Below are 23,858 nucleotides of genomic sequence, written 5' to 3'. Positions count from 1 at the left end.
ACGGCACGAACCCCGCCTCGGCGGGGTTTTTTTATACTCGACTAAGGGATGGTGCCGAGAAGTGATGTGCATCCTGCTTCATCAGGAAAAGAAAATAACTAATCACCGGCAAAGAAATCAATGGCCACCCAACCAGGCGAAACAATAGAAGATTAAAACCAGAAAACCATGACTCCTGCACCAGCAGGAACCAGCATGATGCCGAAACAAGGAATGCAATGATCTTGTTGGCACAAATAAAAAATATATCGCTCCAGCCAATATTATTTATTGACGCATGCAACATATTGCCAGAAACAATACCCATAATAAAATAAATTACCGTATCAAGCAGCAAATATGTATCCCACAGCACGCCTTTACTATGAAAATAGCCCTGAAACAGTTCAAACAAAAAACCCAACAACAACAATAACACTCCTTTTCTAACCGTTAAAAACACCCCCACCAGAAAAATAAAATCATTAGAAAGATTAAAAACAACGCCATCATACAATAAAATATAAGCAAAAACAGTAAATGAAATTGTCAACATAGCCAGCAAAAGGAAAAACACATATCGCTCAAAATAATTTACATTTAGCAACCTGGATAAATCAAGCATGGTAAATTTTGGCAGCAGCAAAAATCGCAGAGAGAACATTGCCAAAATATGAATAAAAACAAAAGGAATCAGCGCAAGAATATATTGTAAATAATACCGAATCATCAAGAAAATATCACCGAGATAATACATAAAGCACCTCGCTGCAAACTTAATATCAGAACACACCAAACCCAACACCAGGTCGGTTCATTTTCAGACTTACCTAACATTGCCAGCACGCTGAGCACCCACCAACTCACTGCAAATGAATACTTATCATTGACAAATAAAATCAACTGCCACGCTCAAATCAGTGGGCTAATCTAGCACGCGCCCAAGCGGCAATAAATCAGAAAGTTCTTATAATTTATCTGGCACCCGCATCGCCACCACCGAGACGATGGCGTATTGACCCGCAGCAGCCCGACAGAAGCAGGTATAATTGACGGGTCACCCTCACAATCCCACGCATGCCATCCGCCCCACGCAACCGGCAAAGGTGAGACTGACCGACAACAAGAGAAGACCCGTTTACATGACCCGTTCGTTTCGTACACTCCATTCCCTCTGCCTGGCCCTGACCCTTGCCACCACCCTGTCAGTGCAGGCCGGCAATAAGGAAGATCTGCTTGCCGCCCGCGAGGCCTATCGCAGCAACGACATCGGCAAGCTGACTGCCATCGCCAGCGCCATGCCCGCCAGCTATGTACTGCATGACTATCCGTCCTACTGGCTCACCCTCAAAGCGCTGGACCGCGACAACGATGGCCAAGTCGTAGGCTTTCTCAATACGGTGCGCGAAGGCTGGATGCCGGAAAAAATCCGTAATGAATGGCTGAAAAAGCTGGGCAAGCGCGAAGACTGGGGCAGTTTTAGTGCCGAATGGAAAAAGCTGCCTGCAGAAGCGCGAGATGAGGAATCCATCTGTTATGGGCAGTTGCTGGATGTGCGCCAGGGCCGCAAGCCAGATGACCTCAACCGTTTTCTGGAAATGCGCGCCGCACCGGACGGCTGCAATCAGCTGATTACGGCAGCAGCGGCCCAGGGTTTGTTGACCCAGGACTGGCTGTGGCGCAGGGAGCGCCTGCTGCTGGCCGGCAATTACGTTTCTCAGGCCCGCCAACTGGCTGACGCCACCAATCTGCCACTAGACAATGCCGCCTTGAATAATCCGGCCATGGCAACTGCTGGCAGCCCCGGTGGGCAAGAGGCGATGGTCTACGGCATTGTCAGCAAGGCAAGAAGTGATATCAGCGGTGCCGCCAGCCGCCTGAGTGCAGTGGAAGCATCGCTCAGCAAGGAGCGCAGCGGTTTTGCCTGGGGCCAGCTGGCCCTGCTGTCGGCGCGCAAGCAATTGATGTCCCAGGCGCTGCAATGGTATGCCAAGGCCGACCCGCAGCAACTGACGGGTGAACAGTGGGAATGGTGGGCCCGTGCCGCACTGCGAGGCGAACAATGGGCACAACTGGAGCAGATCACCCGCGCCATGCCTGCCGCAGTAGCGGGCAAGCCAGCCTGGCAATACTGGCGCGCGCGCAGCCTGAAACAGCTGGGTCGAGGCAATGAGGCACCGGCGCTGTTTGCCCGCGCCAGCGTTGGCCATCACTACTATGCCCTGCTGTCATTGGAAGAGCTGGGCAATGCCTTGTCCACACCGGCCAGCAAGACAGGCCCTTCCGCAGCAGACATCAGCGCCATGCGTAGCAATCCGGCTATCCAGCGTGCGCTGATGCTGCTCGACATCAGCACTAGCGAAGGCCGGGGTGAACTGCGCAGCGATGCACAGCGCGAATGGCGCTGGGCCATGCGTGGCCGCAATGACATGGAGCTGCTGGCCGCTGCCGAAATTGGCCGCCGCGAAGCCTTCTACGACATGGCCATCTACAGTGCCGAGCGCACCAAGGAAGACCATGATTATTCCCTGCGCTATCTGACCCCCTACCGGGATGTCACCCAACGCTACGCCCGCCAGTTGAATGTGGACGATGCCTGGGTCTATGGCCTGATTCGTCAGGAAAGCCGCTTCATTACCGCAGCCCGTTCCGGCGTTGGTGCATCCGGGCTCATGCAGCTGATGCCGGCAACCGCCAAGTGGGTGGCCAAGAAAATGGGCCTGGGCAGCTATTCTGTCACCGATATCGAAACCAATGTCCAGCTGGGCACCTGGTATCTGCGCTATGTCCGCGACAGCCTGTCCGGCAACGAAGTCATGGCCACCGCCGCTTACAATGCAGGCCCTGGCCGTGCCCGTGCCTGGCAGGATGCCCGCCCGCTGGATGGCACCATCTATGCAGAAACCATTCCCTTTAGCGAAACGCGCGACTATGTTCAGAAAGTCATGGCCAATGCGGCTTACTATGCCAGCACCTTTGGCCATGACAATATTTCGCTGAAAACCCGCATGGGTACTATTCCGGCTCGTTAGGCCGCTTGGCAAAACAGGAGAAAGCAATGCATGACCAGCGCATTTGTCTGATCGGTGGCAGTGGCTTCATCGGTAGTTATGTTGCCGAGCACCTGACAAAACAGGACGCCTCGCTCACCATTGCCACCCGCAACCGCGACCGTCACAAGGCATCGCTCATCGTACTGCCAAAAACCGAAGTGGTTTCCACCAATGTGCATCACCCGCTGGCACTGCAGGAACTACTGGCAGGGCATGATGCAGTGGTCAACATGGTCGGCATCCTGCACGGAACCCGCAAGGACTTCGAACGCGCGCACGTGGAGCTGCTGGACAAGATCATCAGCAGTTGCCACAAGCAGGGCATTCGCCGACTGGTACACATCAGCGCACTAGGGGCAGACCCGCACGGCCCCAGCGACTACCAGCAAACCAAGGGCATTGCCGAACAGCATCTGCAGGACAGCGGACTGGATTGGACCATCCTGCGACCATCGGTGGTGTTCGGGCGTGGCGATAGCTTTCTCACCCTGTTTGCCGACTTGCTGGACAAACTGCCACTGCTACCGCTGGCCGGCGCACACGCCCGCTTTGCCCCGATATGGGCGGATGATCTGGCCCGCGCCGTGGTTGCCTGCCTGCAAAACCCCCATAGTGTGGGCCAGCGCCTCGACCTGACCGGCCCGCGCAGCTATACCCTGGCTGAACTGGTGCGCTATGTAGGCCGGCTGCGTGGCACGCCGCGCCCAGTCTTCGGCCTGCCGCAAGGCTTGGCCATGCTGCAAGCCATGCTGATGGAGCTGCTACCCGGTCCCACCCTGATGAGCCGTGACAATGTCCGCTCGGTAAGCGTGGACAATGTCAGCCCGCACCCCTTCCCTAGCAAGCTGCTGGGCTTTGCCCCCACACCGCTGGAAGTGGTAGCACCTCAATATCTGGGCCGGGATGAGTTCAACCTCATCCTTGCCGATTACCGCAGGGAAGCAGCGCGCTGATGCAGATTTACATTGTTGGCGGTGCCGTGCGGGACCGCTTGCTGGGCCTTCCGGTGAAGGACAGGGACTGGGTAGTGGTGGGCGCCAGCGTGCAAAGCATGCTGCAACAGGGTTTCAAACCGGTAGGCAAGGACTTTCCGGTTTTCCTGCATCCGCGCAGCCACGAAGAATATGCCTTGGCCCGCACCGAGCGCAAAACCGGCAAGGGTTATCACGGTTTTGCCTTTCATGCGGACGAAAGCGTGACACTGGAACAGGACCTGGCCCGGCGCGACCTCACCATCAACGCCATTGCCCAGGATGATCAGGGCCGACTGATCGACCCCTACAACGGCCAGCAGGACCTGCGCGCTGGCCTATTGCGCCATGTCAGCCCGGCTTTTGCCGAAGACCCGGTGCGCATTTTGCGGCTGGCCCGCTTTGCCGCCCGCTTCGGCTTTAGCGTTGCCCCCGAAACCATGCAGCTGATGCGCGACATGGTGGCTGCTGGCGAGGTGGATGCCCTGGTGGCCGAACGTGTATGGCAGGAAATGGCCAAGGCCCTGATGGAAGACAAGCCATCGCGTTTTTTTCTGGTCCTGCGCGCATGCGGTGCCTTGCAACGCATCCTGCCGGAAATCGACGCCCTGTTTGGCGTACCGCAACGGGCCGACTACCACCCTGAAATCGACACCGGCGATCATGTCATGCGCGTCATCGACATGGCCGCCAGCATGCAGCAGCCATTGCCTGTGCGCTTTGCCGCGCTCACCCACGATCTGGGCAAGGCACTGACACCCGCCGCTGTGCTGCCGCGCCATATCGGCCATGAAGCCCGTGGCGAAAAACCCCTGCTGGCACTATGCACCCGCTTGCGGGTACCTGCCGAGTGTCGCGACCTGGCACGCATCACCGTCCTCAACCATACCAAGATCCACTGCACCGCCGAGATGAAACCGGCCACCATCCTGCGGCTGTTCCGCGACTGCGACGCGCTGCGTCGCCCGGAACGCTTTCGCCAGATGCTGTCTGCCGTACTGGCCGATGCGCGTGGTCGGCTGCATTTTGAAGACTGCGCCTACCCACAAGTGGCATGGATGGAGCAAATGCTGCAAGCAGCCTTGCAGGTAGATGCCGGTGCCATTGCCAACAGCTGCGCCGACCCACGCCAGATCCCGGTTCAGGTGGATGCTGCCCGTACCGAAGCCATCCGCATGGCGCGTCAGCAGCTGCACACCCAGCAAGAATCATGATGCCAACGTGCTAGAATGCATCGGCACCACTCATGGAGAAATCGTAATGAAAATCTGTCTGAGCCTGATTCTGCTGGCCCTGAGCGCCAGCGCACTGGCCAACTCCGCCTGCGATAAGCCCAAAAATGACTTTGACGGTCTGTATTGCCTGAACAAGGTGTATAGCCAGGCCGACAAGGACCTGAACGAGAGCTATGGCGAACTGGCGAAAATGCTGGATGCCAATGGCAAGAAATCACTCAAGAACGGCCAGCTGGAATGGATACGCCAGCGCAATGCTGATTGCAGCTACAGCGATTCGCGTGGCTTCTTTGTCAATCTGGACTGTGCCACCCGCACGACGATCGACCGTCTGCAGTTCATCAACGACCGCAAGCGCGAATGCAAGAGCGCTGGATGCATGAACAGCAAACTGCAATAAACCCGGCTTGCCACTCCCAGCGTCATCTCAGGGGGGTGGCAGCGGGCCTGCCGCCTGGCAACGGGCGGCACCCGCAGCAATAGCACGCGCCAGCATGGCCGTGACTGCCGGTTGCGCCAGCCTGGCTTCTTCTGCCGCATTCACGATGACCCCGTGCTCAATCAGCACTGCGGGCTGAGTTGCCGTTTTCAGTACCACCAGATCATCAAACCAGTAAATCCCCAGCGCAGCATCGGCCAGCGGACGATTTTCACCGGCAATCGGCTCAGCATGATGCAAGGTGGGACGCTCACCGCTTTCCTGCAAGGACAAGGCGATTTGCCGCGCACAAGCCAGGCTTAGCGCAGCAAACGGGTTTTTGCGGGATACAAACAGCGAATAGCCATGGAAACGCCCGGCTTCACCCAGGTATTGCGGCTGCACCGAATCATGGTGCACCGACAGCAGCAGCTGGCGGCCTTGCGCCAACCGGGTGCGCTCGCTTAATTGCGTGATATTGCCCTCGGCACCGATCACGCTCACCGCCACGCCACGCTCACGCAGCTGCTCTGCCAGCAGCAAGCCGGCACGGCGATTGAAACTGAACTCGGTCTGGCCGCTGGCACTGCGGGCACCAGAAGCCTGCAGGGAATGACCGATATCCACGGCCACAGACTGTATCCCGCCAGCACCAGCAGGCAGCGCAAGCATACCTGCCAGCCAGCCCTGCACCAGCCAGCGTCTCAGCATGCTGCCTGCACCTCCAGCTGCCTCACCCGCTCGAACAGGCAGACGGTAGCCGCCATGGCCACATTCAGCGATTCAGCATGCCCCGGCATGGGAATGCGTACCCGGGCATCCGCCAGTGCCAGCAAGGCCGGGCTCACGCCTGCACCTTCATTGCCGAATACCAGTGCCACCGGACCAGTCAGATTCTGGCTATACAGCGAGCTGCTACCTTCCAGATAAGTCACCAGCTTGCGGCCCTTGAATTCAGCCAGCGCAGCTTCCAGATCCACCTGCTCGTGAATGTTCAACACAAAATGGGCACCCATGCCCGCACGCAATACCTTGGGCGAGTAAACATCGACACAGCCCTTGGATAGCAATACATCGCGCACACCAGAGGCAGCGGCACAACGCAGGATGGTGCCCAGATTGCCCGGATCCTGGATATCTTCCAGCACCACGCGCGCGGCATCCGGTGCGGGTGATGGTGGCTGCGGGCGTTCACACAGTGCCAGCAGCTCGGGAGGGCTAGCCAGGGCGCTTACCTTGGCCATGACAGCCTCCGGCAGCATGACCACCGTTACAGCCGCCGGCAGCCTTGCCAGCAGGGCTTGCACTTCTGCATGCTGGCTGGCTGCTTCGTTCAGATACAGGCGGTGTGGCGGCTGCCTGGTTTCCAGGCAGGCATCGGTCAGGTGAATTCCTTCCAGCACCATCAGGCCCTGCTTGCGCCGCTCACGGCTGTTCTGCACCAGCCGCGCCAGTTGCTTGATTTCTTCGTTATGCGGTGAGCTTATGCTTTTAACGGTGTACAACATGCATCAATGGTGCGGCGTCAGCCTGGCCACCAGTTCCTTGAAACGGTGATAGCTTGTGTCGTCGATGGCCCGTCCGCTGCGGCTGTTATCCACATAGAACACCCCGACCAGCCGATGGCCAAGGTAAAGGCTCATGACAGCGAATTCGCTATCCCCGATATGTTCGAAAAAATCATCCTCATACTTGCGTACCAGCTGATTACGCACGGTTTCCGGTGCATGGAAGCTTTGCGCCTTGCTGGTGAGCAAGGCAAAGAAACTCCCCGGTTCCAGATCCAGCACCAGCTTGCGCAGTGCATGGCCCTCGGCCAGTCCTACCTGATATTTCAGCCGCAGGCTATGACTGTCGTGGTCGTAGCGGTAATACAGCACGCGCTCGTACTTCAAGTCATTGGACAGATGGCGGATGGACTCGCGTATGCCTTGCTCTAGTTGATCCGGCGAAGCCAGGCTTGCGGCCTTCTTCATTTCCGATCGCTTGTATTCGCCTTCAATAAACAGGATGGCCCGCGCCGGATAGGTATACGCCGGTGCACGTGGCTGGCGCGCGACCGTCAGGCAAGCCTGCACCACCCCCAGATACACCTGCTGCGGGGTGGCACCTATCAATTTCGCTGTCACATCCAGCCCGACATTCCACGGTGCCCGCCACCACCCCTGCTCCAAAGAGTTGGCCGTAGCCATGGCCAGCTTCAGCAACTGTTTGCGCTTGGATGGTGCGCCACTGCCAAGCAGGGTAAGCAAACCGACCGGCAAGGGAATGGCGCGGACAAACTGCTCCAGCAGCTTGGAATAATCGGTGCCGAAATGATCGGACACCTCCTGCAGCAAGGGTTTGTCCGGTAGCTGGTTACGATAGATCAGGTAGAGGCAGGCTGGCAGATTGTAGATCAGCGCAGCAACAAAGCAGTCTTCCACCTTGTGCTCACCCGTGATGGACAGCCACTCCTTGATGATGAGTGCCGCCACCCGGCTGCGCCCCAGCCAGTCTTCCACGGCCTCCACCACGTCGGCGTCCAGCTTATCCGGCAGCGGCTGCATGGCGCTTAGCTTGCCAAAACGGCCCACAACGGCTTCCAGCCCCATCAGCATCAAGGTCTGCTCGACCGAAGGAGTGGACTCGTTACGCTGCAAGGCATGCGAACCACCCACCACGCGCAGCAGGTCGAACAAGAGCAAAGGATCAGACAGGCAGAGATTGGCCAGATCAGTAAAGCTGATCAGGTCGTTATGACGCGCGCAGGCATCTTTCACCCCCTCCAGGGTGGCAGGGAGAATCGGCCAGCGTCGCTCGGAGATAGACTGAAACCAGTTAGCAAGATCCATGAGGGTGGCACCAGATCAGCAATTCTTTCTGCAGCGGACCGCCAAGCGGAATCCGGCTATCAGGTTGGACATCGGGAACCGAGAAGGTATTGCTTACCAGCACACTGGCCGGAGCACCTTCGGTCAGAAATTTGTGCCAGACACGTGGCATGGGTGCCGGCGACAAAAAAGCGTAGATAGCATCATGCTGGCCCCAGTGCTCGCCCCAGAAGCTGCGGCAGCCAAACCGGACTCCCGCAGGACGACCAGCAAAATACCAGCGCAAGCAGGCCAGCAAGCAGCTGCCCCAGGCATTTTCCAGGGCAAGTATGTGCAAATCCGGCCGCAGCGCCGCCAGCTGGATAGCCAGCCGTCCATCACCACAACCAGCCTCCAGCACATGAGCGCCCTGCGGCAGATAGGCTGCCAGCTTGTCGGCCACCTCGCGTCCGGAACGATACAGCGGCACGCGTTCGGTCAGCGCATTTCGTCCCAGCGCAAAGGTTAGCAGCAGGCCCAGCAAATACACCCACGCCGGTACAGCCAGCTGCTGCAACAGCACGACCGCCGGCACAAACAGGCCATGGGAAAGTTTTTGCCAGCCCGGCATGCGCCATACATAAGTCAGCAATACGGCAAACAAGCCCTGCAGAATGGCCCAGCCCTGTGGCTGTACTGCTGGTGCAATAAAGAACCAGGCCAGCAGCGCCGCCAATAGCTGGAGCAGCAAATGTCGCAGCAGGCTCCGGCGCATACCTGCTTATTCGGCCTTGGCCGCAGTTGTTTCAGCCGGGCCGATCGGGCCGATCGGCTCCTGGCTGAGCACCGGCTTCACGCCATCGTTCTGGATTGCCTGTTCGGCATCCTTATTCAGCACCACGATGGTGATACGGCGGTTTTCCGGGCTGAATAAATTGCTCTTGATCAGTGGATTGGCCGCAGCCACCCCGACCACACGCATCACCTTGTCATCCTGCAGACCACCGGCAACCAGCTCACGCCGGGCGGTATTGGCACGATCAGCCGACAGCTCCCAGTTGCTGTAACCGTTCTGCCCATTGCCGAAAGGCGTGGCATCGGTATGACCGGAAATGCTGATCCGGTTGGGCAACTGATTCAGCTGCTGCGCCAGTTGCTGCAGCAGCACACGGGTATGCGGCAGCATGCGTGAGCTGCCGGAGTCGAACATGGGGCGGTTCTGCTCATCCACAATCTGGATTTTCAGCCCTTCTGGCGTCATTTCCAGCTTCATCTGGTTCTTGTAGTCTTTCAGGACCTGGCTTTGCTCCACGCTGGACTGGATTTTCTGCTGCAGTTTGTCCAGCGCCTGCTTTTCCATCACCTTGCGCTCTTGCTCCCGGGTGCTCTTGTTGACCTGACCTGCCTTTTTGGTAAGGTCGTTACCACCGCCCTTCACCACTGAGGTGGCATCACCGGCACCATCACCACCAGACATCGCCACCTTCAGCGGCGTTTTGAAGTACTCGGCAATACCATTCAAGGTTCCTTGCGAAGCCGAGCCCAGCAGCCACATCAGCAGAAAGAAGGCCATCATTGCCGTCACGAAGTCGGCATAGGCAATCTTCCAGGCACCGCCATGGTGGCCGTGCCCGCCTTTTTTGATGCGTTTGACAATAATGGGGCGTTGCGATTCGTCAGCCATGATCCAGCCCTGTTACGCTTATTTTTTGGATTGTTTGACGTGGTCTTCCAGTTCCTTGAAGGAAGGACGATCCGTCGATGTCAGCACCTTGCGACCAAACTCCACGGCCACCTGCGGGGCGTAGCCATTGAGGCTGGCCAATAAGGTTACCTTGATGGTCTGGAAGACACGGGTGCCATCACCCAGCTTGTGTTCCAAAATGGTGGCCAGCGGGGCCACAAAGCCGTAAGCCAGCAAAATACCCAGGAAGGTACCCACCAGCGCGTGGGCAATCAGCATGCCCAGCTCGGAAGGCGGCGCACCGACCGATTCCATGGTGTGCACCACGCCCATCACCGCCGCCACAATACCGAAGGCCGGCAGGCCATCAGCCAGGCCTTTTACCGCGCTGATCGGCACTTCACCCTCATGGTGGTGGGTTTCGATTTCCACATCCATCAGGTTTTCAATTTCAAAGGCATTGAGGTTACCCCCCACCATCAGCCGCAGATAGTCACAGATAAATTCGACGACATGGTGATCGTGCAATACCGCCGGATATTTGGAGAACACCGGGCTGGACTCCGGATTTTCCACATCCGCTTCCACCGACATCAGGCCTTCCTTGCGCACCTTGGACAGGATTTCAAACAGCAAGGTAAACAGCTCCATGTAGAAAGCCTTGTTGTAGGGCGAGCCCTTGAACACCGTTGGCAAGGCCTTGATGGTGGCCTTCAATGGTGCGCCGCCATTGGCCACGACAAAAGCGCCAGCTGCCGCACCAGCAATCATGACCACTTCCAGCGGCTGCATCAGCGCCCCCAGATGGCCCCCTGCCGCGACAAAACCCCCCAGCACAGAAGCGAGGAGAAGAAGGTAGCCGATTCCGACAAACATTAGCTTGATCCTGTAATTGTGATTATTACGTCTCGATTGAACGTTACTGACATTCAGTCTCTGGCATCCCCGCCATGACCGTAACGGACATCAGGCATCAACGTCACATGCTTACTTGCAGGCCCCAAACAACCCCCTGACAAGGCAATGACAGCCCGAATAATAGCATGGCATGCCACCCTTGCAGCGGGCCTGCCTTTATCTTTTGTAGCTGCCAGGCCAGGCGACAGGCAAGTCCGCCATTTAGCTGCCAGCATGAAAAACGGGCCACCCACAGGGCAGCCCGTTCTGCTTGCAGCCATCAGCCCATTAAACCAGGCCGCGCTCTTTCAGTTGTTTCTCGAATTCCACCATGCACTTGGCAGCGGTTGCCAGCATCTGGTCGATCTCTTCCTTGCTGATCACCAGCGGCGGAGCAGAAACAATATGGTCGCCGCAGGCACGCATGATCAGGTTGTTCTTGAAGAAGATATCGCGACACAGGGTGCCGATTTCACCAAAGTTGGGGAACAGCTCGCGAGTGGCTTTGTTCTTCACCAGGGTAAACGCCTGAATCAGGCCCACACCGCGCACATCATCCACATGCTCAAACTGGCCAAACACTTCGCGCCAGCGTTTTTGCATGTAAGGGCCGGTGTCGTTCTTGACACGGTCGACAATGCCTTCGTCACGCAGGGCCTTGACGTTGGCGTGTGCCACGGCAGCTGCCACCGGGTGACCGGAATAGGTAAAGCCGTGGTTGAAATCGCCACCTTCGGCCAGGGTATTGGCCACTTTTTCGTTGACGAACACGGCGCCAATCGGTTGATAGCCAGAGGACAGGCCCTTGGCGGTGGTGAAGATATCCGGCTTGAAGCCGAATACCTGCTGACCAAACCATTCACCGGTACGGCCAAAACCGCAGATGACTTCATCAGCTACCAGCAGAATGTCGTACTTCTGGCAGATGCGCTGGATTTCCGGCCAGTAGGTGGACGGCGGCACAATCACGCCACCAGCCCCCTGGATGGGCTCGCCCACGAAAGCGGCCACCTTGTCGGCACCCACTTCCAGAATCTTGTCTTCCACCCACTTGGCGGCAGCCAGGCCGAATTCTTCCGGCGTCATGTCCTTGCCATGCTTGTACCACCACGGCTGTTCAACATGCACGATGCCCGGAATCGGCAGATCGCCCTGCTCGTGCATGTAAGTCATGCCACCCAGGCTGGCACCACCGATGGTGGAACCGTGATAGCCGTTCCAGCGGCCGATCAGGGTTTTCTTGTCTTTCTTGCCCTTTACATCCCAGTAGCGACGTACCATGCGAATCATGGTGTCAACGGATTCGGAGCCGGAGTTGGTGTAGAAAACGTGCTTGAAACCTTCGGGAGCGACTTCCGCCAGCAGGTGGGACAGTTCCACCACCGCCGGATGCGTGGTCTTGAAGAAGGTGTTGTAGTAGGCCAGCTGCTCCATTTGCTGCTTGGCCACTTCCGGCAGATCCTTGCGGCCATAACCGATATTGACACACCACAGGCCCGCCATGCCGTCGAGAATCTTGTTCCCTTCGGAGTCGTACAGGTAAATACCTTCTGCCTTGGTGATGACACGCGCACCCTGCTCGTTCAGCGAGTTGGTGTCAGTAAACGGGTGCAGATGGTGTGCTGCATCCAGTTCGCGCCATTCGGTCGTAGTACGTTGGTTCTGCATAAAAGCTTCCTCTCTACTATCTCTCCAGCCCGCAGGGGGCTTATTGTTGGGCTGGCCGGAATCGGCCAGCCTCAGGCTGCAACAAGACTATTTCTGCGCAAAACCCGGCTTTGCGGGCTGCGAAATCACACTGTCTGCTGCAACGGCCACTACCCTGACGCCCGGCACGCTGGACGCCAGCTGCCGATCAAAACCGACCGGCAGCACTCACCTGAAACCGCTTCTTATACGTGCAGCAGCAGGAATTTGCGTTCCCACGGGCTGATCACGCGGAAGTATTCGGAGAATTCCTTCTCCTTCATCCCCAGATACATCTTCACAAAATGCGGGCCCATCACTTCCGGAATATCCGGGCAGGCGGCCAGGCGCTTGAGCGACTCTTCCGCACCGTGCGGGAACTGGAAAGGCAGCTCGTAAGCATCAGTAGACATCGGCTCGCGCGGCTTGATCTTGTTGACGATGCCCAGATAACCGCAGGCCAGGGTGGCAGCCATGGCGATATAGGGGTTCACGTCCACGCCGGGTACGCGGTTTTCCACACGGCGGGCTGCCGGGGAAGAATGCGGTACGCGCAGGCCGACGGTACGGTTGTCATAGCCCCACTCCACATTGGTCGGCGCAGCAGTGTACGGGCTGAGGCGACGGAAGGAGTTTACGTACGGCGCAAAGAACGGCATCACTTCCGGGATGTAATGCTGCATGCCGCCGATGAAGTGGAAGAAGATGTCGGACGGGCTGCCATCTTCATTGGTGAACACGTTCTTGCCGGTGTTCTTGTCGATCAGGCTCTGGTGCATGTGCATGGCAGAGCCCGGCTCGTTTTCCATCGGCTTGGCCATGAAGGTGGCGTACATATTGTGGCGGAACGCTGCCTCGCGCACGGTACGCTTGAACAGGAATACCTGGTCGGCCAGATCCAGCGGATTGCCATGCAGGAAGTTGATTTCCATCTGGGCGGTGCCGATTTCGTGAATCAGCGTGTCCACTTCCAGATTCTGCGCATGGCAGTAGTCGTAGATGTCTTCAAACAGCGGGTCGAATTCGTTCACCGCGTCGATAGAGTAAGAACGGCGGCCAAATTCGGCACGACCGGTACGGCCGATCGGAGCGGACAGCGGAATGTCCGGATCCGGGTTCGGCGACATCAGGTAGAACTCCATTTCCGGTGCCAGTACCGGCTCGAAGCCCAGTTCGTCAAACAGGCCCAGTACGCGCTTGAGAACGCTACGCGGTGCCACGTCCACCAGCGAGCCATCGGCGCGGTAGCAGTCGTAAATCAGCTGGGCGGTCGGGTCCACAGCCCAGGGCACAAAGCGCAGGGAGTTCGGATCCGGTGTCAGCACCATGTCCGGGTCTGTCAGGTCCAGCATGCTGTCGTCCGGATAGTCGCCGGTCACAGTCTGGATCAATACCGCTTCCGGAAGACGCATTTCCGGATCGGAGACAAATTTGTCTTTGGGAACAATCTTGCCGCGTGCCACGCCGGTCATGTCCGGGACGATACACTCGACTTCCGTGATGCGATGTTCTCGCAGCCAATCATTAATTTGGTTCATGTTTTCCTCTACTTCCATAGTGGCCGGTAAACCGGCTCTGGATGACGTGCGTCTCAGCCCTGGCGGCTGGCACGACGCGCACGGCAAGCGTCACCGAACGCGTTGAAAATGGCCATGGATACCGGGTTTTCCCAGTATTTCCATTCCGGATGCCACTGCGCGCCATAGGCAAAGCCCTTGGCATCCTTGACCCGGTAAGCCTCCACCAGCCCGTCATCCGCCACGCCTTCCGCAATCAGGCGGTCGGCCAGACGTTTGATCCCTTGCTGGTGCAGCGAGTTCACCCTGACTTCATCCTGCCCCAGCCAGCTTTTGAGCAAGCTGTCCGGTTGCAGGTGCAGGGCATGAGCCAGACCATACATCTCATCCAGATTCTGAGTATCCGGCTCGCGATGATCGCGAAAGCCTGCTTCTTCCTGTACGTGCTGGAAGAGTTCGCCGCCCAGTGCAACATTGATTTCCTGGAAACCACGGCAAATACCCAGAAGCGGGATGCCTTCTTGCAGAAGAAGGTCGATGAGCGGCAGCGTGGTTGCATCACGTGCCGGATCATGAAGTGTTCCCTGGCGGCTGGCTTCTCCGCCATAACGATGTGGCTCTACATTGGACAGCGAGCCAGGCAGCAGCACACCGTCCACAAACTTGAGATATTCGCGCAGCGGCGCAGCATCACCCAGCGACGGAATCAGCACCGGAATGCCACCCACGCCACCGGCGGCAGCTGCAATGTATTTCTCGCCAACCGCGTGAAATGGCAAACCGCTTACCAGTTTCACATCACACGGAATGCCGATGATAGGTTGCTGCATAAGGACCTCATTAACTCGATTGAGGCGTTCGCTACTGCGAACGCCGACAGTTGCAACACCGCTGCATTCTGCACTGCCCAAAGAGCAGGCAGCGACAGGACGGAAACCTCCCATGTCGTGATGGATACGACACATTCCGCGCCCTCCTTACCGCAGCTGCCCAGCCAGACTTGAAACCGCGCTAAACGGCCAAGAAAACTGGTCAGCTGAAAGTACGCTGTCGCTGTGCAGAATACCAGCACGAAACAGCATGCCACGGTTCTTGCAACAAGCCAAGGTTTGATCAAATATACTGTTGCGGATGTTTAAAAAAATCCACAGCACACTTGATTCCTGTGGTCGATTCTGGCTATAAACTCGAAAACTTGCAAAATAATTTGATTTTGCGACGCAACAACAGATGCAGGATACGATCAAAAACCCTATGATGGAACGTCTAAAATTATTAACATAGATGGAAACCGCCAGATGGATGTTGGAGCACGATTGAGAGTGGTCAGAGAGCGCGCCGGACTCTCACAACGCGAACTTGCCAAACGGGCAGGCGTCACCAACGGCACGATCTCGCTGATCGAGCAGAATCGCGTCAGCCCATCGATCAGCTCCCTGAAGAAAGTGCTGGAGGGCATGCCCATGACCCTGGCCGATTTCTTCACTTTTGATGTAGAGCCGCAACAGCCGCGCGTGTTTTATCAGGCCAAGGAGCTGCCCAATCTGGGCAATGATCAAATCAAGCTGCTGCTGGTTGGCACTGCGCACGAACGGCGTGACATTGCCATCCTGAAAGAACATTACGAACCGGGTGCCGACACCGGCCCGGACATGTTGATGCACGAAGGCCAGGAAGGCGGCGTCATCATTGCCGGCTCGATAGAACTCACGGTCAACAATGAAACCCGAGTCCTGGGCCCGGGCGACTCTTACTATTTCGACAGCAAACTGCCACATCGCTTCCGTAATACCGGCAAGCAAGTCTGTGAAATCGTCAGTGCCAGCTCGCCGCCCACATTCTGATTGACGGTTGCCAACCACGAGCAACCGGGATCACCGCATATAACACCAGGAGAACACCAATGGCTCGTACCCATGCACAGTGGAAGCAGTTTGCTGCCGAACTCAATATCGAAGGCCGTGCTTTCATCAACGGTGCTTATACCAGCGCCGCCGATGGCAAGACATTCGACTGCATCAACCCGGCCAACGGCCAGAAGCTGGCGGACATCGCCTGGTGCGGCGAGTCCGAAGTCAATGCTGCCGTCAAGGCCGCCCGTACTGCCTTTGATGCCGGCGCATGGTCCGAGCTGGCGCCGCTGGCACGCGGCAAAATCCTCAAGCGCTTTGCCGCACTGATCCGCGAACATGGTGACGAGCTGGCGCTGCTGGAAACCCTGGATATGGGCAAACCCATTGGCGACTCCACCACAGTAGACGTACCGGGTGCGGCGTATTGTGTGGAATGGTTTGCCGAAGCCATCGACAAGATCGGCGGCGAAGTGGCCCCGGTGGACCCCAAGCTGGTTGGCCTGGTCACCCGCGAAGCCATCGGCGTGGTAGCCGCCGTGGTACCGTGGAACTTCCCCATCCTGATGGCAAGCTGGAAGTTTGGCCCGGCGCTGGCAGCCGGTAACGCCGTCATCGTCAAGCCGTCGGAAAAATCCCCGCTCACCGCCATTCGTCTGGCGCAGCTGGCCAAGGACGCCGGTATTCCGGATGGCATCTTCCAGGTGCTGCCGGGTGCCGGCGAAGTGGGCAAGGCGCTGGCCCTGCACATGGACGTGGATTGCCTGGCATTCACCGGCTCCACCGGCGTGGGCAAGCTGATTGCCGGTTATGCCGCACAATCCAACCTCAAGCGCGTGTGGCTGGAGCTGGGCGGCAAGTCGCCCAATATCGTGCTGGAAGACTGCGCCGATATCGCCAAGGCAGCCCGCACTGCCGCTGGCGGCATCTTCTTCAATATGGGTGAAATGTGTACCGCCGGTTCGCGCGTGCTGGTGCACAGCAAGGTAAAAGAACAATTCCTGGCAGAATTCAAAAAGGCAGCGCAAGGCTGGTATCCGGGCGACCCGCTGGACCCGGCCACCAGCATGGGTGCCATTGTGGACAAGATTCAGTACGACAAGGTGCTGTCTTATGTGGACAAGGGCATCAGCGAAGGTGCCGGGCTGATTTGTGGCGGCAAGGCGGCCCATACCGACAAGGGCCTGTTTATCGAACCGACTGCCTTTGATTGCCAGCGCCCGGACATGACCACCTGCCGCGAGGAAATTTTCGGGCCGGTGCTGTCGGTCATCACTTTCGATACCATCGACGAGGCCGTGCGCATTGCCAATGACACCGAATACGGCCTGGCAGCTGCGGTATGGACCTCCAACGTCACCACCGCGCACCAGGTTTCGCGTCGTCTGCGCGCCGGTACGGTATGGGTAAACTGTTACGACGAAGGCGGCGACATGAACTTCCCCTTCGGCGGCTTCAAGCAATCGGGCAATGGCCGCGACAAATCGCTGCATGCGCTGGAAAAATACACCGAGTTGAAGAGCACGCTGATCAAGCTGTAAACCCCCGCAGCAGCAAAAAAAAGGCGCTCACCAGAGCGCCTTTTTTACTTTTCATCAGCACAGATTCAGCCCTGGCCGGCCATCTCCAGCGCCAGCGCCTCAGCCACGCGGATACCATCCACCCCGGCAGACAAAATACCGCCTGCGTAACCGGCCCCTTCGCCAGCCGGATACAAGCCCTTCACGTTCAGGCTTTGCAGGTCTTCACCACGGGTAATGCGCAGCGGCGAGCTGGTGCGGGTTTCCACCCCGGTCAGCACGGCGTCGTGCATGTCGTAGCCACGGATTTTCTTGCCGAACTCCGGCAGCGCTTCGCGCATGGCGGTAATGGCAAAATCCGGCAGCGCAGAGGCCAGATCCGTCCAGTGCACGCCAGGTTGATACGAAGGCTCAACCGAACCCACTGCGGTGGAAGCGCGCCCCGCCAGGAAGTCGCCCACCAGTTGTGCCGGTGCTTCGTAGGTGCTGCCGCCCAACACATAGGCATGGCTTTCCAGCGCGCGCTGGAAGGCAATGCCAGCCAAGGCACCGCCCGGATAGTCTTCCGGGTTGATACTGACCACCAGGCCGGAGTTGGCATTGCGCTCGGCACGCGAGTACTGACTCATGCCATTGGTAACCACGCGGCCCTCTTCCGAGGTTGCCGCCACTACCTGCCCGCCCGGACACATGCAGAAGCTGTATACCGCACGGCCATTGCTGGCGTGGTGCACCAGCTTGTAGTCTGCCGCCCCCAGAATCGGGTGACCGGCATATTTGCCCCAGCGTGCCTTGTCGATCAGGGTTTGCGGGTGCTCGATACGGAAGCCCACCGAGAACGGCTTGGCTTCCATGAACACGCCACGCTGATGCAGCATTTCAAAAGTGTCACGCGCACTGTGGCCCAGCGCCAGAATCACGTGATCCGCCTCGATCTGACTGCCATCGGCCAGCGTCAGGCCACGGATATGACCATTGTCGATGTGCAGATCAGTCACGCGCTGCTGGAAGCGGATTTCCCCGCCCAGCGCTTCGATTTCCGCGCGCATCTTTTCCACCATGCTCACCAGGCGGAAAGTGCCGATGTGCGGCTTGGCAATGAACAGGATTTCCTCCGGCGCGCCAGCCTTGACGAACTCGGTCAGCACCTTGCGCCCCAGATGGCGCGGGTCCTTGATCTGGCTGTACAGCTTGCCGTCGGAGAAGGTACCGGCCCCGCCCTCGCCAAACTGCACATTGGATTCCGGGTTCAGCACATTCTTGCGCCACAGGCCCCAGGTATCCTTGGTGCGCTCGCGCACTTTCTTGCCGCGCTCCAGTACGATGGGCTTGAAGCCCATCTGGGCCAACACCAGCGCCGCCAGCAGGCCACAGGGGCCAAAGCCCACCACCACCGGACGCTTGGCCAGTGTGGCCGGGGCCTGGGTGACAAAATGGTAGCTGGTATCCGGCGTGGCCAGCACATGGGCATTGCCCTTGAAACGGGCCAGCAGCTTGGCTTCGCCTTCCACTTCCATGTCGATGATGTAGGCCAGGCTCATCACGCCACGGCGGGCGTCATAGCTGCGCTTGAATACGGTGTAGTTTTTCAGCTCGGCGGGCTTGATGCCCAGAAAGGCCACAATGGCCTCGGTCAGTTCTGCTTCGCTGTGATCCAGCGGCAGTTTGAGTTCGGTAATGCGTAACATGCTGATTCCAATGCACAGGTTGCTGTCTATTCAACAAGGGCCGTATTGTAGGAGGGACGTCCTGCAAAAGCAAAACCGGCCACAATGGGCCGGTTTTGCAAGGGTGAAAACTGGCTTAATCGCGGAAGTTGTTGAACTGCAGCGGCACGCCGTTTTCCTTGTCGTCGGCAATCTCCTTGCGCAGCAGCGCAATGCATTCTTGCAGCAGATCACGCTTGGCACCGGATACGCGCACCGCTTCGCCCTGAATGCTGGCCTGCACCTTGAGCTTGGCATCCTTGATGATGCGGACGATCTTCTTGGCCATTTCGGTTTCCAGGCCTTCTTTTACCGTCAGCACCTTCTTTACCTTGTTGCCACTGACTTTTTCCAGCTTGCCGTATTCCAGGCTGCGCACATCCACGTTGCGCTTGGACAGCTTGCTCACCAGGATGTCGTTGACCTGATCCAACTGGAATTCGGCATCAGCATACAGGGTGACTTCCTTGTCGGTCTGCTCGATACGAGAGTCGCTACCCTTGAAATCGTAGCGGGTGGACACTTCCTTGTTGGCCTGCTCGATGGCATTGCGCACTTCTACTTTATTGACTTCGGAAACGATATCAAAAGACGGCATGGGCTAATCCTGTAAGGCATGTATATCTGAATGGCGCAATTCTAGAGATTGCGCACGTCCTTGTCACTCGCCAGCCTGCGCACTGCCCTCGCCCAGCCGGGCACGCATGGCCTCCACTTCCTGCAGGCGGTTGCTGATGGAAGCCCAGTAACGGGTATTGAGCGCGGCAATCACGGCATCCACCAGCAGCATCAGCGGAGTATTGCTGTCCCAGCCGGAAGGGCCGGCGGTATGCGCGGCCAGGGTGAAACGTGCCACCCGGGAAACCGGCGACAGCCACTGATCGGTAAACAGCAGCACATTGACCTTGCGCTGGGCGGCCATCTCGGCAATGTGCAGCGCGCCATCCCAGTAACGACGGATATCAAAGATCACCAGCACATCGTGCTTGCCCATATCCACCAGGGAGTCGGCCCAGCTGGATGGCAGGCCGCGCAGGTGCACCACATCGGCGCGCACCACTTTCAGGTGGTGGCACAGATAAGCTGCCAGCGGGTCGGTCAGCCGTCCACCCAGCAGCCAGATACGGTGCTTGCGCTCGCCCAGCATATTGACCACGCCATCAAACTCGGCGCGGGGCAGATGGGCAACTGTTTGCTGCATCAGCTGGGCAACCTTGCTGGCATAGCCAACCAGAAAGTCATGATCGCCCTGCAGCTGGGCCGGATCGTGCCGTACCAGTGGTGACTGCAGCCGCACTTCCAGTTCGTTGCGCAGGGCGGTCTGGAAGGCGGTATAGCTGTCGTAACCCAGCTTGCTGATCAGCCGCAGCACGGTTGGGCCGCTGACATCAGCGCGAGCTGCCAGCAGGGCAATGGTTTCCAGTCCGGCCACCGGGTAGTTTGCCAGCAGCACCCGCCCCACCTTGCGCTCGGTGGGGGTCAGGCTTTCGAACAGGCTGCGGAGCTCTTCCGCAATGGACCGCTGATGATTCAAGGCTTTCTCCACAATCAGGTCATTACTGACAAGCTGTTGTTAACAATGACCCCGTCCGGCCACAAAGCGGGCTGATTGCGCAGATGATACCAGTCATCGTCCGCGAAACTGCATTGTGTCATTGCTTCCACATTGCACAGCACAATCTAATTTTTATTACATTTTCTACTTGATTGACAAATTTCTAACGAACAATACTGTGCGCAACAGGAGGAAGACAGCACCTGCCACCCACCTAACACCAGCGCAAGGAGCAATCATGGATGCTCGGCATGTGAAGACAATGGCGGATTTGAAAACCCTGATCGAAGAGCGCCAGCTGCGCCAGATCAAGGTTGGACTGGTCGATATTGATGGCGTGATGTGCGGCAAGTACATGTCGCGCGACAAGTTTCTGTCCTCGCTGGAGGGCGGATTCGGCTTCTGTGACGTGGTATTCGGCTGGGATGTGGGGGACAAGCTGTACGACAACACCCTGCTTACCGGCTGGGGACGCGGTTATGGCGATGCGCAGGTGCGCCTGATTCCCGAGTCCTGCCGCGAACTGCCGCTGGAAGACAATATGATTTTCGTGCAGGGCGAGGTGGTGGGTCGGCTGGAAGGCCTGTGTCCGCGCGGCGTGCTGCGGCGGGTGGTGGAGCGGGCCCGCACCATGGGTTTCGAGCCGATGGCCGGGTTCGAATATGAATTCCTGGTTACCGACGAAAGCCATGAGGCATTGCAAGCAAAGCTGTACCAGCAACCCAAGCCGTTGGGGAGCGGTGCGTTTGGCTACTCGGTGTTGCGCAACTCGGTGAATACCGAGTTCTATCGCGGCCTGCTGGATCTGTGCGAACAGATGAATATGCCGATCGAGGGCTTTCATGAGGAAACCGGCCCCGGCGCACTGGAGGCCGCCCTCACCGTAGACCACGCCATGACTGCTGCCGACAACGCCGTCTGCTTCAAGACCTTCTCCAAGGTGCTGGCCGAAAAACAGGGCCGCATGGTCTGCTACATGGCCAAATGGAATGAAGAGCACTCCGGCCAGGGCGGGCATATTCACATCTCGTTGAAAAACCGCGACGGCCACAGCGCCTTCCATCAGGCGGGTCACGCGCACAATATCAGCGACACCATGCGCCATTTCATCGGCGGCATCCAGAAACTGATGCCGCAGTTTATGAGCTTGGCCGCTCCCACCATCAACAGCTTCCGCCGTCTGGTGCCTGGCTACTGGGCCCCCACCAGCGCTCTGTGGGGCGTGGATAACCGCACCGTGGCCATCCGCGCCATTCCCGGCAGCAGCAAGTCGCAACGGGTGGAATACCGCCTGCCCGGTGCCGACACCAATCCCTATCTGGCACTGGCCAGCGGCCTGGCCGCCGGGCTATACGGCATCGAAAACAAGATTGAGCCAGAAGAAGCCGTCACCGCCAACGGCTACCTGCTGCAAGCCCCGGCCCATCTGCAATTGCACCGCACCCTGTGGGACGCCGCCCAGGCGCTGCGCGGTTCGGCTGCCGCGCGCGACTGGTTCGGCGATGATTTTGTCGATCACTTCGCCGCCACCCGCGAGTGGGAAGAACGCGAGTTCCAGCGCCATGTGACGGACTGGGAATTGAAACGCTACTTCGAGATCATCTAAATGAGCACCTCATTCGCTGTCATCACTCCGCTGGACGGTTCCATTCTGCTGGAACGCGCCTATGCCACCGCCGCCCAGACCCAGGCCGTACTGGATGCTGCCAGCAGCGCCCGGCGCGGCTGGCAGCATACCCCGTTAGCCGAACGCAAGGCGCTGATCAGCAAGGCGGTGGACTGGCTGGTGGCCAATAAAGACCGCTGCGCCGATGCCATCACCCGCCAGATTGGCCGCCCCATCAGCCAGTCACCGGGCGAGGTGCGCGGACTGGAAGAACGCGCCCGTTACATGCTGGACATTGCCGAGCAGGGCCTGGCGGCGATCCAGCCCACCACCAAAGCAGGTTTCCAGCGTTTCATGCAACGCGAACCACTGGGTACGGTGCTGGTGCTGGCACCGTGGAATTACCCCTTCCTTACCGCCATCAATACCATCGTGCCAGCACTGGCCGCCGGCAATAGCGTCATCCTCAAGCACTCTTCGCAAACCCCGCTGGTGGCCGAACTGTTCCAACAGGCTTTTGATGCCGCAGGCTTGCCCGCTGGCGTATTCCAGAGCCTGCATCTGGACCATGCCGCCACCCTGCGGCTGGTGGCGGCACCGCAGATCGACTTTGTCGCCTTTACCGGCTCGGTGGCCGGTGGCCGTGCCGTGCAGCAGGCAGCCAGCGAGCGCTTTATCGGCGTGGGGCTGGAGCTGGGCGGCAAAGACCCGGCCTATGTACGGGAAGATGCCGACCTGGCCAGTGCCATCGAAAACCTGGTGGATGGCGCTTTCTTCAACTCCGGGCAGTCCTGCTGCGGCATCGAGCGCATTTATGTGCATCGCAGCCACTATCAGGACTTTGTCGATGGTTTTGTCGAACTCACCAAGGCGTACCGCTTTGGCAACCCGCTGGATACCAGTACCAACCTTGGCCCCATGGTGCGCGCCAGTGCCGCCAGCTTCGTGCGCGGGCAGATTGCCGATGCCGTGTCCGCTGGGGCGCGGGCGCTGATTCCGTCCGGTTCTTTTGCAGCAGACCAGCCAGGCAGCGCCTACCTGGCCCCGCAGGTGCTGGTGGACGTCCATCATGGCATGAGCGTGATGCGCGACGAGAGCTTTGGCCCGGTCATTGGCATCATGCCGGTGGACTCGGATGCTGAGGCCATCACCTTGATGAATGACAGCGCCTATGGCCTGACCGCTTCGCTGTGGACGCAGGACAGCGCCGCCGCCATCCGCCTGGGCCAGGAGATTGCCACCGGCACCGTATTCATGAACCGCTGTGACTACCTGGACCCGGCCCTGGCCTGGACCGGGGTCAAGGATACGGGCCGTGGCATTTCGCTATCCGTACTGGGCTACCAGCAGCTCACCCGCATCAAGTCCTTCCATCTCAAGGGGTAGATC

At 58.5% G+C, this 23,858-nt stretch carries 21 protein-coding genes; 8 read left to right on the top strand and 13 right to left on the bottom strand.

The features are described from left to right. Nucleotides 1-31: 31 nt before the first annotated feature. Nucleotides 32-784 carry a hypothetical protein gene (locus ACODR9_RS16815; RefSeq protein WP_488810550.1) on the bottom strand — a complete coding sequence of 251 codons (753 nt, stop codon included), beginning with the start codon at nt 782-784 and terminating at the stop codon, nt 32-34. A 337-nt stretch (nt 785-1,121) separates the two neighbouring features. On the opposite strand from ACODR9_RS16815, the gene ACODR9_RS16810 reads away from it, so the two are divergent. The 4 genes from ACODR9_RS16810 to ACODR9_RS16795 are packed head-to-tail and all read left to right on the top strand — an operon-like array spanning nt 1,122 to nt 5,638. Next, complete coding sequence (locus ACODR9_RS16810; protein WP_488810549.1) at nt 1,122-3,011, top strand: lytic transglycosylase domain-containing protein; 1,890 nt, start codon at nt 1,122-1,124, stop codon at nt 3,009-3,011. A gap of 26 nt (nt 3,012-3,037) precedes the next feature. After that, the gene (locus ACODR9_RS16805; RefSeq protein WP_488810548.1) at nt 3,038-3,985 is read left to right on the top strand and encodes a complex I NDUFA9 subunit family protein; all 948 of its coding nucleotides are present in this window, start codon (nt 3,038-3,040) and stop codon (nt 3,983-3,985) included. Beyond that, nucleotides 3,985-5,217 (top strand): multifunctional CCA addition/repair protein, encoded by a 1,233-nt coding sequence (locus tag ACODR9_RS16800; protein ID WP_488810547.1) that lies wholly within the window; start codon nt 3,985-3,987, stop codon nt 5,215-5,217. Before ACODR9_RS16805 ends, ACODR9_RS16800 begins: the two co-directional genes overlap by 1 nt. A gap of 46 nt (nt 5,218-5,263) precedes the next feature. After that, nucleotides 5,264-5,638, top strand: a complete 375-nt coding sequence (locus ACODR9_RS16795) for a lysozyme inhibitor LprI family protein (RefSeq protein WP_488810546.1) — start codon at nt 5,264-5,266, stop codon at nt 5,636-5,638. A 27-nt stretch (nt 5,639-5,665) separates the two neighbouring features. Here the strand turns inward: ACODR9_RS16795 and ACODR9_RS16790 are convergent, their stop codons facing one another. From ACODR9_RS16790 to ACODR9_RS16750, 9 genes are all read right to left on the bottom strand, one after another. Next, nucleotides 5,666-6,367: an N-acetylmuramoyl-L-alanine amidase gene (locus ACODR9_RS16790; protein ID WP_488810545.1), complete on the bottom strand. Its 702-nt coding sequence runs from the start codon at nt 6,365-6,367 to the stop codon at nt 5,666-5,668. After that, nucleotides 6,361-7,164: a TrmH family RNA methyltransferase gene (locus ACODR9_RS16785; protein ID WP_488810544.1), complete on the bottom strand. Its 804-nt coding sequence runs from the start codon at nt 7,162-7,164 to the stop codon at nt 6,361-6,363. Before ACODR9_RS16785 ends, ACODR9_RS16790 begins: the two co-directional genes overlap by 7 nt. Before the next feature lie 3 nt (nt 7,165-7,167). Then, nucleotides 7,168-8,490 (bottom strand): HDOD domain-containing protein, encoded by a 1,323-nt coding sequence (locus tag ACODR9_RS16780; protein ID WP_488810543.1) that lies wholly within the window; start codon nt 8,488-8,490, stop codon nt 7,168-7,170. Then, nucleotides 8,477-9,223 (bottom strand): class I SAM-dependent methyltransferase, encoded by a 747-nt coding sequence (locus ACODR9_RS16775; RefSeq protein WP_488810542.1) that lies wholly within the window; start codon nt 9,221-9,223, stop codon nt 8,477-8,479. Before ACODR9_RS16775 ends, ACODR9_RS16780 begins: the two co-directional genes overlap by 14 nt. A gap of 6 nt (nt 9,224-9,229) precedes the next feature. Beyond that, the gene (gene motB, locus ACODR9_RS16770) at nt 9,230-10,132 is read right to left on the bottom strand and encodes a flagellar motor protein MotB (protein ID WP_488810541.1); all 903 of its coding nucleotides are present in this window, start codon (nt 10,130-10,132) and stop codon (nt 9,230-9,232) included. Between the two features lie 18 nt (nt 10,133-10,150). Continuing rightward, entirely contained in the window at nt 10,151-11,008 is an 858-nt protein-coding gene (motA, locus tag ACODR9_RS16765) for a flagellar motor stator protein MotA (protein ID WP_488810540.1), read from the bottom strand. A 309-nt stretch (nt 11,009-11,317) separates the two neighbouring features. Beyond that, the gene (locus ACODR9_RS16760) at nt 11,318-12,697 is read right to left on the bottom strand and encodes an aspartate aminotransferase family protein (protein ID WP_488810539.1); all 1,380 of its coding nucleotides are present in this window, start codon (nt 12,695-12,697) and stop codon (nt 11,318-11,320) included. A 224-nt stretch (nt 12,698-12,921) separates the two neighbouring features. Then, complete coding sequence (locus ACODR9_RS16755; RefSeq protein WP_045848620.1) at nt 12,922-14,253, bottom strand: glutamine synthetase family protein; 1,332 nt, start codon at nt 14,251-14,253, stop codon at nt 12,922-12,924. A gap of 53 nt (nt 14,254-14,306) precedes the next feature. Then, the gene (locus ACODR9_RS16750; protein WP_488810538.1) at nt 14,307-15,062 is read right to left on the bottom strand and encodes a gamma-glutamyl-gamma-aminobutyrate hydrolase family protein; all 756 of its coding nucleotides are present in this window, start codon (nt 15,060-15,062) and stop codon (nt 14,307-14,309) included. Nucleotides 15,063-15,548: 486 nt separating this feature from the next. Here ACODR9_RS16750 and ACODR9_RS16745 point away from each other — a divergent pair, with 486 nt between their 5' ends. Further along, nucleotides 15,549-16,076, top strand: a complete 528-nt coding sequence (locus ACODR9_RS16745) for a cupin domain-containing protein (protein ID WP_276608554.1) — start codon at nt 15,549-15,551, stop codon at nt 16,074-16,076. A gap of 59 nt (nt 16,077-16,135) precedes the next feature. Further along, nucleotides 16,136-17,623, top strand: a complete 1,488-nt coding sequence (locus ACODR9_RS16740; RefSeq protein ID WP_488810537.1) for an aldehyde dehydrogenase — start codon at nt 16,136-16,138, stop codon at nt 17,621-17,623. 65 nt (nt 17,624-17,688) lie between these two features. On the opposite strand, the gene ACODR9_RS16735 is transcribed toward ACODR9_RS16740, so the two are convergent. The 3 genes from ACODR9_RS16735 to ACODR9_RS16725 form a co-directional block, all read right to left on the bottom strand. Continuing rightward, the gene (locus ACODR9_RS16735) at nt 17,689-19,290 is read right to left on the bottom strand and encodes an NAD(P)/FAD-dependent oxidoreductase (RefSeq protein WP_488810536.1); all 1,602 of its coding nucleotides are present in this window, start codon (nt 19,288-19,290) and stop codon (nt 17,689-17,691) included. A 115-nt stretch (nt 19,291-19,405) separates the two neighbouring features. Next, complete coding sequence (locus tag ACODR9_RS16730) at nt 19,406-19,906, bottom strand: YajQ family cyclic di-GMP-binding protein (RefSeq protein WP_488810535.1); 501 nt, start codon at nt 19,904-19,906, stop codon at nt 19,406-19,408. Nucleotides 19,907-19,969: 63 nt separating this feature from the next. Next, entirely contained in the window at nt 19,970-20,842 is an 873-nt protein-coding gene (locus ACODR9_RS16725; RefSeq protein ID WP_488810534.1) for a MurR/RpiR family transcriptional regulator, read from the bottom strand. A 259-nt stretch (nt 20,843-21,101) separates the two neighbouring features. Here ACODR9_RS16725 and ACODR9_RS16720 point away from each other — a divergent pair, with 259 nt between their 5' ends. Next, a complete protein-coding gene (locus tag ACODR9_RS16720) occupies nt 21,102-22,469 on the top strand; it encodes a glutamine synthetase family protein (RefSeq protein ID WP_488810533.1) in 1,368 nt (455 codons plus the stop codon). Then, nucleotides 22,470-23,855, top strand: a complete 1,386-nt coding sequence (locus ACODR9_RS16715) for an aldehyde dehydrogenase family protein (protein ID WP_488810532.1) — start codon at nt 22,470-22,472, stop codon at nt 23,853-23,855. It abuts the gene before it with no gap. Nucleotides 23,856-23,858: the final 3 nt, after the last annotated feature.

Source organism: Aquitalea sp. FG25 (genome assembly GCF_057809375.1).
Note: the sequence above shows the minus strand (reverse complement) of the source record. Positions and strands in the feature narration are given on the sequence as shown.